Consider the following 12,021-nt stretch of genomic DNA (forward strand, 5'->3'; position numbering starts at 1 on the left):
CCTATTCTGAAAGTTTGAAGTTATAGATTATGGTCCCCACCTGTCTGGAAGGAGCATTATCATCACTATTAAATCGTGTAGCCAGGGCGGCACGCCTCGCAGGATCGGTAAGACAGGGAGCTGAATTGGTAGTCCCCTTCACACCGGGAGTAGCTCTAATTACCTGACCCTGTTGATTTACTTCGATCCTCACCACAACAATTCCAGATTCATTACAATCCTGAACAAATTTCTCTTTGTTCAGGGCTTTTCTACCTCCAAGCCGGTAATTCCCGTCGCCGTCAAGACCTGTACCCTGGCCATAATAAGAACTGGCATTCGGATCTCCGTCAGGACTACCCTTATCTCCGGCAAGATTATCATTTCCTTCCCCACCTTCTTCTGAACCATCCTTTTCAGGCCCGTTAAAAATACTACTCATTGCATCGGTAGTAGATTTATCAGGTTTTGGATCCGGTTTCTTTACCGGCTTGGGTTCCTCCTTAGGTTTTTCAGGCTGTTTCTCTACGGGTGGAGTCTTCACTTCCTTTTTCTCTTTCTTGATCACCGGAGCTTCTTCAGTTTCCTGAGTAACCACTTCCTTCTCTACCACCGGCTCCGACTTTACAGGCTGAACGGCACTTTTTTGAGGCGCAGATTTTACAGGCTGGGTAGGTTGTTTATCGCCCGAACCAACTTCAGAAGTCCCAAAGTTGATGGCGATCCCATTCTCTGGTGGCGGATCAAGATAAGTAAAGCCGAAAAAAAGCATAAGCAATATCAGCAACACGTGTAAAATTACCGTGATGGTAAAAGATTTTTTTTCGTGTTTGGTTTCTAATATTGCCATATTATTCCGGTTTCACCGCTAATACAATTTTATACTTATTCCTGTTTGCAATATCCATTACATTAACCGCCTTTTCAATAGGCACTCCCTCTTCAGCCCGAAGAATTATGGTAGGGTTTTCTTCTCCCGCCAGTCTTTCCTTCAGCGTACTCTCAAGGGCGCTATTACTAACACGGTCTTTATTGATATATACCTGCAGATCCTTGGTGATGCTCACCGAAATGGTCTGCTTGTTCGTGGTCTTTCCCTTAGCCTTAGGAAGTATGAGGTCTAAAGCTTCAGGCGTGATCACCGGAGAGGTCAGCATAAAAAAGATCAATAACAGGAATACGATATCTGTCATTGAGCTCATACTGAACTCCGGACTAATTTTATTTCGGCCTCTTAAATTCATATTAAGCAGGTTCGTTTAGCAGGTCAAGGAAATCTACCGCGGTGGCTTCCATCTGGTGCACCACCTTATCTGTCTTTACCACCAGGTGGTTGTAGCCAATGTAGGCAATAATACCCACTACAAGACCGGCAACCGTTGTGGTCATCGCGGTATAGATACCTTCGGCCAAGGCTCCCATTTGAGCCTGACCACTGCTGGTAGCCAGTTCGTGGAATGCAAGTACCATACCAATCACTGTACCCAGGAACCCTATCATTGGGGCCGCACCGGCAATAGTGGCAAGAATACTAACGTTCTTCTCGAGCTTATAAACTTCAAGACGTCCGGCATTCTCTATGGCGGTGTTAATATCTTCCAACGGACTTCCAATCCTTGAAATCCCCTTTTCGGTAAGCCGCGCAACAGGTGAATCACTTTGCTGGCATCGCATTTTAGCCGACTCAATATTCCCGTTCAGTACGCTATCCTTAATCTGGAGCATAAAATTCTTATCGACCTGGCTGGCCGATTTGATGGCGAAGAGCCTTTCAAAATAAATATAGACCGCCGCGAACAGCAGAATAAATAATATGATAATAATGATCTGGCCTCCGAGACCACCACTTAACATTAGATCAAATAACGAAAGGGTTTTTTCTTCTACAACGGGCTCGGCGTCCTGGGCTGTCTGAGCCAGTTCGTCCTGCTGAAAAAAATATAGCATAAGTATATGTTAGGTTTTTTAATGTAACGTGATAAAACAGGTTTAATTGTAATCCAAATTTAGTAAAATATTCAGCCGGGCAAATTCCCTTTCGTTATTCTGAAGTTCAAGATCGAAACCCGGGGTTAAACCAGTTGTTTCAGAGCGACTTCGAAAGCAGTTTTACTGATGTTCGTTTTACTGCTATTATTATCGAAAGTATTCTTGATGGCATTCTTAATGGTCATTGAGGTATCATTGAAGATAGCTTCATCAGTCATTTGCACTCTTCTTTCCATAAAGTAAGCAAAAACACGTGCCATTCCGCAGTTAGAGATAAAGTCAGGAATTAGGCTTACACGCTCATCGGTATATTCCATAATCGGCCCAAAGAAGATCTCTTTATCTGCAAATGGAACATTCGCCCCACAGGAGATCACCTCAAGTTTATTATCGATAAGGCTGGAGATCTGCTCTTTTGTAACCAGCCTTGAAGCGGCACAGGGAGCAAATATCTCAGCGTCCAGTTTCCATATCTTTTCATTGATCTCCTCAAAAGGAATAAGATTATCGGCTTTTAAAGTATTTCCTTCCTTATTAAGGAAAAGCTCCTTTATCTCTTCAAAACTGAAACCGTCTTCATTGATCAATCCCCCAACGCGGTCAATAATCCCCACAACCTTAGCTCCCATTTGAGCAAGGTAGTAAGCCGCTGCGGAGCCTACATTTCCAAAGCCCTGAACGATGGCCTTCTTACCTTCTACACTACCGCCGTAGATCTCATAATATTGTTTTACGGCTTCAGCCACACCATAACCGGTGATCATATCGGCAACCGTATACTTTCTGGTAATATCAGGAGAGAAATTAGTGTTTTCCAAAACTTTGATCACTCCCTGTCTCAACTGACCAATTCTGTTGATTTTATCGGCCTCAGAAGGTTGAAAATGCCCGGTGAACACTCCTTCCTGCGGATGCCACACCCCACAATCTTCCGTAATAGGAATCACCTCATTGATCTCGTCTACGTTAAGGTCTCCACCGGTCCCGTAATAACTTTTCAACAACGGGGAAACTGCCTTATACCATCGTTCCAAAACACCTTTTTTCCTTGGATCTGCCGGGTCGAAATTTATCCCGGATTTAGCCCCTCCAATGGGAGGTCCTGAAACAGTGAATTTCACCTCCATCGTTTTCGCAAGAGACAACACTTCGTTCATATCCAGGCCTTTCCTCATACGGGTTCCCCCACCGGCAGCACCACCGCGAAGCGAATTGATCACGGTCCAGCCTTCGGCTTCGGTTTCGGAATCCTTCCAGTTAAACACAATTTCAGGTTCTTTGTTCTCGTATAATTTAAGTAAGTCTTTCATTTATGTTTTGTTTGCTAGCAAATATATAAAACTAAAAAGCTGGTTTTTGTTAATTGCAGTTATAATTTCAGGGATTGAAAATCAGACCTGAAGAATGATCTTTTGAGGCTCCGGTTACCGACTTCAGGACATTTACCTCCCCTCTTAATTTAAGAACTCCCAGAAGTGCAAAAATGAGCGCTTCCTTAAAATCTATAAGCTCTTTGGATGGAATCACGAATTCAACATTAGAAAACTCCCTGAACTGTTCTATCAGGAAATCGTTGAAAGCACCTCCGCCGGTTACAAGCACCCTGGAATCTTCCTTTCCGTCCACGGCATTTGCAACCTGCATTGCAATATGCTCGCAATAGGTCCTTAATACTGAAGGAAGATCATTTTCAAATTCTTTTAAAAGCGGGAAGATCTCCTTATTCACCCATTCTATCCCAAGGGATTTTGGAGGATCTTTCCTGTAAAAATCAAGATTATTCAGCTCGTAAAGCATCTTCTGATTATGCTTTCCCGTTGCTGCTATAGCGCCTCCTTTATCATAATCTTTCCCCAGCTTTTTCGCATAAGGGTTCATCACCGTATTCACCGCACAAATGTCATAAGCCATTCTCCCGGATGCCGTTTCGGTAGAAATATTCGCAAAACCTCCAAGGTTAAGACAGTATTTATAATCTGAAAATAAGATACGGTCACCGATGGGAACAAGCGGGGCGCCCTGGCCACCAAGTTTAACATCCTGCACCCTGAAGTCGCATACCACTTTATGCCCGATCAAATTTGCCAGGACAGGCAGGTTGCCGATCTGCAAGGTATAATTATTTTCAGGCTCGTGTTTAATGGTATGGCCGTGACTGCAAACAGCATCAAGCTCTTTAATATTATGCTTTTTAATGAAGGTAGAGATCACTCCGGCTAGATATCTGGTGTACTCCTGATTCAATCCCTTCAGTTCGTCGTCTGAAAAATCCAATGCTGCAGCCAGTTTGGTCCGCCAGGCATCTGTATATTCCAGGGTTTCAGCTGCAATAATACTATAGTCCCATTGGGTGTTTATATCAAATTCAACGTATATCAGGTCGATCCCATCAAGGGAGGTTCCGGACATCACGCCGATCACTTTATAAGTACTTTTTTTCATATTCGTAAAAATAACAGTTCATAATTGAAAAATAGATAGCAAAAAGCTACCTTTGAGCTCCAAAATTCGTTTTTCCTAAACCAAGATATTATGGATTTCAAACTTACAGAAGAACATATAATGATTCGCGATGCAGCGCGCGACTTTGCTAGAACCGAATTGCTGCCGGGCGTTATAGAACGTGACGAAAAACAGGAGTTTCCAGCAGAGCAAGTTAAGAAAATGGGAGAACTTGGTTTTCTCGGTATGATGGCTTCACCGGAGTACGGTGGTGGCGGTATGGATACCATTTCGTATGTACTTGCAATGGAGGAGATTTCAAAGATAGATGCCTCGGCATCTGTGGTGATGTCGGTAAACAACTCTCTTGTTTGCTGGGGTCTTGACACCTACGGATCTCCCGAACAAAAAGAGAAATACCTTTCCAAACTCACCACAGGAGAGAAATTAGGAGCTTTCTGCCTTTCTGAACCGGAAGCGGGAAGTGACGCTACCTCTCAAAAAACTACTGCTATAGATAAAGGTGACCATTATATCCTTAACGGAACAAAAAACTGGATCACCAACGGGAACTCTGCCGACTTTTATCTTGTAATAGCACAGACAGACCGTGAGAAGAAACACAAAGGAATCAATGCCTTTATCGTTGAAAAAGGCTGGGAAGGATTCGAAGTAGGTCCAAAAGAGCAGAAACTTGGAATTCGAGGTAGTGACACACACTCTCTTAACTTCAACGATGTAAAGGTCCCGAAAGAGAACAGGATCGGGGAAGACGGATTCGGATTTAAATTTGCGATGAAGACCTTATCCGGAGGTAGAATTGGTATCGCTGCCCAGGCACTGGGTATCGCTGCGGGAGCTTATGAGCTTGCAAAAGATTATTCGAAGCAAAGGAAAGCTTTCGGAACCGAGATCTGCAACCACCAGGCTATCGCCTTTAAACTGGCAGATATGCACACCTCTATCGAGGCGGCAAGACACCTTGTAATGAAAGCTGCCTGGGATAAAGACCAGAAACAGAATTACGATCTTTCCGGTGCTATGGCCAAATTAGAGGCTTCAAAAGTAGCGATGGATGTAACGGTTGAAGCCGTTCAGGTTCACGGAGGTAACGGATACGTAAAAGAGTACCATGTAGAAAGACTGATGCGTGACGCCAAGATCACCCAGATCTATGAAGGAACTTCTGAAATTCAGAAAATAGTTATCTCAAGAAGTATTTTGAAGGACTAAGAATAAAATATAATTGTTAAAAAGCCCGTTCCTGATCTTCAAAAACGGGCTTTTTTCATTTCAAAAGTTTCAGAATAATTCAGATTTTTATAAAATTCAACCTTCCAAAATAGCGAATTTTCATTTTATCCTTATTTAATTCTTATTGCCGCATTTCTTCGGCTATTTAAGATAATTCGCTTCATATTCTTTACCTTATTAGATAATTTTGAGGTAATAACTTAAGGACAAAAGGATATGAAATTGAAGCAGCAGGGGCTCTATTCTCCGGAATTTGAGCATGATAATTGTGGTGCCGGGTTTATCTGCAATTTAAAAGGGAAAAGAACCAACGACATTATTCACAAAGCCATCGATATTCTGGTAAGACTGGAACATCGTGGTGCAGTTAGTGCCGACGGAAAAACGGGTGACGGTGCGGGTATTCTCATCGAGATCCCTCACGATTTTTTCAGTAAACAATGTGAATTCAAACTCCCGGAATTCAAATCTTATGCCGTGGGAATGGTTTTTCTTCCCAGGTCTGAAAACCAGCGCAAGATCTGTAAGGAGATCTTTGAAGAAGAAATAAAGGAACAGGCACTGAATATTATTGGCTGGAGAGAGGTACCTGTAGACCGGTCCTGCCTGGGAAGTATCGCATCTTTGTCTGAACCGAATATCGAACAGATTTTTATCGGAAAAGGAGATGATGTTTCAGACACCGAATTCAATGCAAAACTTTTTGCGGCCCGTAAGATCGCGGAACATCGTATCGAAAGATCAGAACTCTCAGAATCTGAATATTTCTACCTGCCAAGTTTATCGACCAACACCATAATATATAAAGGCCTGTTGATGCCCCAGGATATCAACACCTATTACCGCGACCTGAATGAGCCTGAAGTGGTCACCAAGCTGGCCCTTGTCCATCAACGATTCTCGACCAACACCTTCCCAACCTGGGACCTGGCACAACCGTTTAGATATATGTGTCATAACGGAGAGATCAATACCCTTCGCGGAAATCTTAGCCGGATGAAGGCCAGGGAAGAGCTTTTTGAAAGTGAGATCTTCGGGGAAGACCTTAAAAAAATACTGCCTATCACCAGCGAAGGAAAATCTGATTCTGCTTCAATGGATATGGTGCTTGAATTGCTGCTGCAAACAGGAAGATCCTTACCCGAAGCTATTATGATGATGGTGCCAGAAGCCTGGGAAAAGAATCCTTCAATGTCTGATGAGAAAAAGGCCTTTTACGAATACAACGCCTGTATTATGGAACCCTGGGACGGCCCGGCTTCCATTCCATTTACCGACGGGAATTACATAGGGGCCCTTCTGGACAGAAACGGGCTGCGTCCTTCAAGATACACCCTGACCAAAGACGGGTATGTGGTGATGTCTTCAGAAACCGGGGTGATAGATATTCAGCCTGAAAATGTAGAATTACACGGTCGTCTTGAACCGGGAAGAATGTTCCTGGTAGATATGAACGAAGGCCGAATTGTGGGCGATGAAGAAGTGAAGAGCAAGATCGTATCCAGATTACCTTACAGGAAGTGGCTTGATGAAAACCTGCTTCCGCTTTCTGACGTTCCTTATACCGGCAATAAGACGCCCGTGGAAAAGATCGATTTTAATACCCGCCAAAAGCTCTTCGGGTATACCCTTGAAGACATCAGCACCATCATTACCCCAATGGCTACCCAGGGAAAAGAGGCTATTGGCTCTATGGGTGCCGATATTCCCCTGGCCGTGCTTTCACATAAACCACAGTTGTTATTCAACTATTTTAAGCAACTCTTTGCACAGGTAACCAATCCGCCACTTGACGGGATCAGGGAAGAGATCGTTACCGATATCAGCCTGTCTGTAGGTGAAGACAATAACCTTTTTGACATTATCCCTGAACAATGCAAAAAACTAAGAATACAGAATCCGGTGATCTCTAATGAAGACCTGGATAAGATAAAATATATAGACTATCCCGGTTTTAAGGCAAAATCGGTTTCCATATTATATGAAGCTGCAAAAGGACTGAACGGTCTTGAGACCCGTCTGGACGAGATTATTGACGAGATCACAGCCGCGGTGGATGATGGTTGCAATGTGATCATTCTTTCAGACCGAAATGTGAATCCGGAGCTCGCTCCTATTCCATCGCTTCTGGCCTGTTCTTTTGTGCACCATATGGTAAAAAAACACAACCGAAGATCTTCTTTCGGAATAGTGATCGAATCTGCAGAACCAAGGGAACCGCATCATTTTGCCCTGCTCTTTGGTTACGGTGCCAGCGCGATCAACCCGTATATGGTGAACGAGATCATCTATGAACTTGTTGAAAGTGAAGAGATCGATATCAAAGACCCTGAAAAAGCGGTGAAAAATTTCAATACCGCCATCGGAAAAGGGATCGTGAAGATTATGAATAAAATTGGTATTTCTACCCTTCATTCATACCGCGGAGCACAAATTTTTGAAGTACTTGGCCTTAACCAGAAGTTCGTAGATAAATACTTCACCAACACCCCAACCCGTATCGAAGGGATCGGCTTATACGAAATCGAGAAAGAAGTTCAGAAAAGATACAAAGAGGCCTTTCACGAAAAGGCTACAGACACCGACCTGGAATTGCCCATAGGCGGAGATTACCGCTGGAGAAGAAAAGGGGAAAGACATATGTTCAATCCCGCCAGTGTCGCTAAACTTCAGCAAGCCGTAAAACAGAATAACTACAACAGTTACGAGGAATACTCAAAACTCATTAACGATCAGAGTAAAAACCTGATGACCTTACGAGGGATGTTCAAGTTCAAGGACCTGAACCCGATTCCGGTAGAGGAAGTTGAACCCTGGACAGAGATCGTGAAACGCTTTAAGACCGGTGCAATGTCCTTCGGATCCATCAGTAAAGAAGCACACGAAAATCTTGCCATCGCGATGAACCGGATGAAAGGTAAGAGTAATTCCGGTGAAGGAGGCGAAGATCCAGGAAGGTTCCATAAGAACCCTGACGGAACCTGGAAAAACTCTGCCATCAAACAGGTGGCATCAGGAAGATTTGGCGTTTCCATCAACTACTTAAGCAACGCACAGGAGATACAGATTAAAATGGCCCAGGGAGCAAAACCCGGGGAAGGCGGGCAATTGCCGGGGGCAAAAGTAAACCCTGATATTGCCAAGACCAGGAATTCCACGCCGTATGTAGGTCTTATTTCGCCGCCACCACACCACGACATCTATTCTATTGAGGATCTCGCGCAACTGATCTTCGATCTTAAAAATGCCAACCGTGAGGCAAGGATCAATGTGAAACTGGTATCGAAGGTGGGAGTGGGAACTATTGCTGCCGGGGTGGCCAAAGCAAAGGCCGATGTGGTCCTGATCTCCGGATATGACGGAGGAACAGGAGCCTCTCCCCTCACCTCCTTAAGACACGCAGGCTTGCCCTGGGAACTTGGGATTGCCGAAGCACAACAAACCCTGCTTCTAAACAATCTCAGGAACAGGATCGTGGTGGAATGTGACGGGCAGTTAAAAACAGGAAGAGATGTTGCAATTGCAGCGCTGCTGGGAGCCGAAGAATTCGGGTTTTCTACCGCACCGCTTGTAGCAACCGGCTGTATTATGATGCGCGCCTGCCATCTGAACACCTGCCCGGTGGGTATTGCCACCCAGGATCCCGAATTGCGTAAGAATTTCAAGGGAACACCGGAAGACGTGATCAACTTTATGTATTTCGTTGCCCAGGAATTAAGACAGATTATGGCAGATCTCGGTTTCAGAACGCTAAACGAAATGGTAGGTCAAAGCCAGAAACTTGATATGAACAAGGCTATCGAGCATTATAAGGCCCAAGGAATCGACTTATCGAAGATCCTTTACAAGCCGAAAATCGATGAAGATATGCCACTTCATAATACCGAGAAGCAGGATCATAACCTGGAAAATGTTCTGGATTTTGAGATCCTTTCTCAGGCCCACCCGGCCATCTACAGAAAAGAACCTATGAGCCTTGAGTTCCCTATTACCAATATTAACAGGACCACGGGGACCATAGTGAGCAATGAGATCTCTAAGATACACGGGGCTAATGGTCTGCCAGAGCATACTCTGAACCTCAATTTCAAGGGATCTGCAGGACAAAGCTTCGGTGCTTTTGCCACTAAAGGTCTTACGATGAATATTGAAGGAAATTCCAACGATTACTTCGGAAAAGGATTAAGCGGCGCTATTCTAAGTGTCAGAAAACCGAAGGTAGCTTCATTCAAATCCAATGAGAATATCATAATCGGTAATGTGGCGTTATACGGAGCCATTACCGGTGAAGCTTATATTAACGGAATTGGCGGCGAACGTTTCTGCGTAAGAAATTCAGGAGCCAAAGCCGTGATAGAAGGTATTGGTGACCACGGTTGTGAATATATGACCGGCGGGGTTGCAGTGATCTTAGGAAAAATAGGAAGGAATTTCGCCGCGGGAATGAGCGGGGGAATTGCCTATATCTATAACCCTGAAAATAACCTGGACAATAATAATTTCAATATGGAAATGATTGGCCTGGAAAAACCTTCAGATGAAGATCAGGCCGAATTGAAACAGCTTATTGAAAATCACCTTAAGTATACCGAAAGTGATGTGGCAAAAGAAATCCTTGAAAACTGGGAGGAAAGTTCAGCCAAATTCATCAAGGTGATGCCAACCGAATATAAAAAAGCTCTCAAAAAACTGGAAGAAGAGCGATTAGAAAAAGAAAAAGTAGAATTAAAAACAGCATAAGAAATGGGGAAGTTAAGAGGATTTATGGAATATGACAGGACCGTTGAAGAGAAGGATGCTGTAGAAGAACGTGTCAAAAACTACAAGGAATTCACTAAAGAACTGGATGTTGATATACTGCAAAAACAGGGCGGTCGATGTATGGACTGCGGAATTCCTTTTTGCCATAGTGGTTGCCCTTTAGGCAATTTAATACCGGATTTTAATGATGCGGTCTATAAAAATGACTGGGAAAAAGCTTTGCGAATTTTACACGCTACCAATAATTTCCCGGAATTCACCGGAAGGCTATGCCCTGCTCCCTGTGAATCAGCCTGCGTGTTGGGAATCATTGATCCGCCTGTAGCCATTGAACTTATAGAAAAGTACATCGTAGAACGCGGATTCAAGGAAGGCTGGATAAAGCCGGAACCTCCTAAAAAGCGTACAGGTAAAAAAGTGGCTGTGGTAGGATCGGGGCCTGCCGGTCTTGCAGCAGCTCAACAGCTTAACCGTGCCGGTCACGAAGTCACAGTCTTTGAAAGAGATAAAAAAGTTGGTGGACTACTTAGATATGGTATCCCGGATTTTAAAATGGAGAAACAGGTGATCGACCGCCGCGTGAAAATTATGGAAGAAGAAGGAATTAAATTTAAGACCGAGGTGCATGTTGGGGAAAACTACAGCGCTGAGAAATTAAAAGAGTTTGATTCCATAGTCTTATGTGGAGGCGCAACTGCGAGGAGGAAACTGCCAATTGATGGAGCTGACGCTAAAGGCGTTGTCCAGGCGATGGACTTTCTGAAAAGAAACAATGAAGTGGTCGACGGTCTCGAAGATCCGGTTGAAGAACTACACGCCAAAGGCAAAAATGTGATCGTAATTGGTGGTGGGGATACCGGCTCAGACTGTGTTGGTACGTCCAACAGGCACGGAGCAAAGTCTGTGACCAATTTTGAGATTATGCCAATGCCCCCTGAACACCGAAGCAATGAAAATCCCTGGCCTTACTGGCCATTTACCCTAAAGACCAGTTCTTCTCACGAGGAAGGGGTAAACCGAAATTGGAGCATCTCTACAAAAGAATTTGTAAAAGACAAGCACGGAAATTTAAAAGCCCTTAAAACGGTGGAAATTGAATGGGTTAAAGAAGAAGGCAAGAGACCTCAGTTAAAAGAAGTCCCTGATTCAGAAAAAGAATGGCCCTGTGAGCTTGCTTTGCTCGCTTTGGGATTCACGGGCCCTGAAAAAACTTTAAGCCAGCAGCTGGGCTTAGAATTAGATACAAGGACCAATATAAAAGCCGGAAACGATTACCAGACCAATATCCCAAATATTTTCACTGCCGGTGATATGAGAAGAGGTCAGTCGCTTATTGTCTGGGCCATTTCTGAAGGCAGGGAAGCTGCCTATCACGTAGACAAATATCTTATGGGAGAATCTATACTTCCGCGAAAAGGAGAAGGAGACCTTCCCGCAGCTTAAATAAAGGTACTGACTTATAAACAACCAAGAAAGGCTTAGCGTATGGCTAAGCCTTTTTTATTAGGTGTTTTTGTCGACTTTGTAAAGATCCTTTTTTGGGACAGGGGTATAAAAAAACCCCTCCAGGATAACCTGAAGGGGTTTCAAAAACAA

Annotated in this window: 8 protein-coding genes; 3 read left to right on the top strand and 5 right to left on the bottom strand. The window is 43.9% G+C overall.

Annotation, left to right across the window (positions count from 1 at the left end; genetic code table 11):
• Nucleotide 1 precedes the first annotated feature (1 nt).
• The 5 genes from ACFQ3Q_RS13990 to ACFQ3Q_RS14010 all read right to left on the bottom strand — a co-directional run bounded on the left by ACFQ3Q_RS13990 (nucleotide 2) and on the right by ACFQ3Q_RS14010 (nucleotide 4,410).
• Nucleotides 2–829, bottom strand: coding sequence for an energy transducer TonB (locus ACFQ3Q_RS13990; protein WP_380746891.1), 828 nt, complete (start codon nucleotides 827–829; stop codon nucleotides 2–4).
• A gap of 1 nt (nucleotide 830) precedes the next feature.
• The gene (locus tag ACFQ3Q_RS13995) at nucleotides 831–1,223 is read right to left on the bottom strand and encodes an ExbD/TolR family protein (protein WP_380746893.1); all 393 of its coding nucleotides are present in this window, start codon (nucleotides 1,221–1,223) and stop codon (nucleotides 831–833) included.
• A gap of 1 nt (nucleotide 1,224) precedes the next feature.
• Nucleotides 1,225–1,926: a MotA/TolQ/ExbB proton channel family protein gene (locus ACFQ3Q_RS14000; protein ID WP_380746895.1), complete on the bottom strand. Its 702-nt coding sequence runs from the start codon at nucleotides 1,924–1,926 to the stop codon at nucleotides 1,225–1,227.
• A 125-nt stretch (nucleotides 1,927–2,051) separates the two neighbouring features.
• Nucleotides 2,052–3,278 (bottom strand): Glu/Leu/Phe/Val dehydrogenase dimerization domain-containing protein, encoded by a 1,227-nt coding sequence (locus ACFQ3Q_RS14005; RefSeq protein ID WP_380746897.1) that lies wholly within the window; start codon nucleotides 3,276–3,278, stop codon nucleotides 2,052–2,054.
• 67 nt (nucleotides 3,279–3,345) lie between these two features.
• Nucleotides 3,346–4,410 carry an anhydro-N-acetylmuramic acid kinase gene (locus ACFQ3Q_RS14010; RefSeq protein WP_380746899.1) on the bottom strand — a complete coding sequence of 355 codons (1,065 nt, stop codon included), beginning with the start codon at nucleotides 4,408–4,410 and terminating at the stop codon, nucleotides 3,346–3,348.
• Between the two features lie 90 nt (nucleotides 4,411–4,500).
• Between ACFQ3Q_RS14010 and ACFQ3Q_RS14015 the strand changes: the two genes are divergently transcribed.
• The 3 genes from ACFQ3Q_RS14015 to ACFQ3Q_RS14025 all read left to right on the top strand — a co-directional run bounded on the left by ACFQ3Q_RS14015 (nucleotide 4,501) and on the right by ACFQ3Q_RS14025 (nucleotide 11,868).
• Nucleotides 4,501–5,643 carry an acyl-CoA dehydrogenase gene (locus ACFQ3Q_RS14015; RefSeq protein WP_380746901.1) on the top strand — a complete coding sequence of 381 codons (1,143 nt, stop codon included), beginning with the start codon at nucleotides 4,501–4,503 and terminating at the stop codon, nucleotides 5,641–5,643.
• A gap of 237 nt (nucleotides 5,644–5,880) precedes the next feature.
• Nucleotides 5,881–10,404 (top strand): glutamate synthase large subunit, encoded by a 4,524-nt coding sequence (gene gltB / locus ACFQ3Q_RS14020; protein ID WP_380746903.1) that lies wholly within the window; start codon nucleotides 5,881–5,883, stop codon nucleotides 10,402–10,404.
• A 3-nt stretch (nucleotides 10,405–10,407) separates the two neighbouring features.
• On the top strand, nucleotides 10,408–11,868 hold the full coding sequence (locus ACFQ3Q_RS14025; protein ID WP_380746905.1) for a glutamate synthase subunit beta: 1,461 nt from the start codon (nucleotides 10,408–10,410) through the stop codon (nucleotides 11,866–11,868).
• Nucleotides 11,869–12,021 lie beyond the last annotated feature (153 nt).

It is taken from the genome of Salegentibacter chungangensis (assembly GCF_042678405.1).
GTDB lineage: Bacteria > Bacteroidota > Bacteroidia > Flavobacteriales > Flavobacteriaceae > Salegentibacter_A > Salegentibacter_A chungangensis.

What these genes read in the sequence shown, in the direction of transcription:
- ACFQ3Q_RS14000 (WP_380746895.1), bottom strand. Translation starts at nt 1,926, where the DNA reads ATGCTATATTTTTTTCAGCAGGACGAACTGGCTCAGACAGCCCAGGAC.
- ACFQ3Q_RS14025 (WP_380746905.1), top strand. Translation starts at nt 10,408, where the DNA reads ATGGGGAAGTTAAGAGGATTTATGGAATATGACAGGACCGTTGAAGAG.
- ACFQ3Q_RS13990 (WP_380746891.1), bottom strand. Translation starts at nt 829, where the DNA reads ATGGCAATATTAGAAACCAAACACGAAAAAAAATCTTTTACCATCACG.
- ACFQ3Q_RS13995 (WP_380746893.1), bottom strand. Translation starts at nt 1,223, where the DNA reads ATGAATTTAAGAGGCCGAAATAAAATTAGTCCGGAGTTCAGTATGAGC.
- ACFQ3Q_RS14015 (WP_380746901.1), top strand. Translation starts at nt 4,501, where the DNA reads ATGGATTTCAAACTTACAGAAGAACATATAATGATTCGCGATGCAGCG.
- ACFQ3Q_RS14010 (WP_380746899.1), bottom strand. Translation starts at nt 4,410, where the DNA reads ATGAAAAAAAGTACTTATAAAGTGATCGGCGTGATGTCCGGAACCTCC.
- gltB (WP_380746903.1), top strand. Translation starts at nt 5,881, where the DNA reads ATGAAATTGAAGCAGCAGGGGCTCTATTCTCCGGAATTTGAGCATGAT.
- ACFQ3Q_RS14005 (WP_380746897.1), bottom strand. Translation starts at nt 3,278, where the DNA reads ATGAAAGACTTACTTAAATTATACGAGAACAAAGAACCTGAAATTGTG.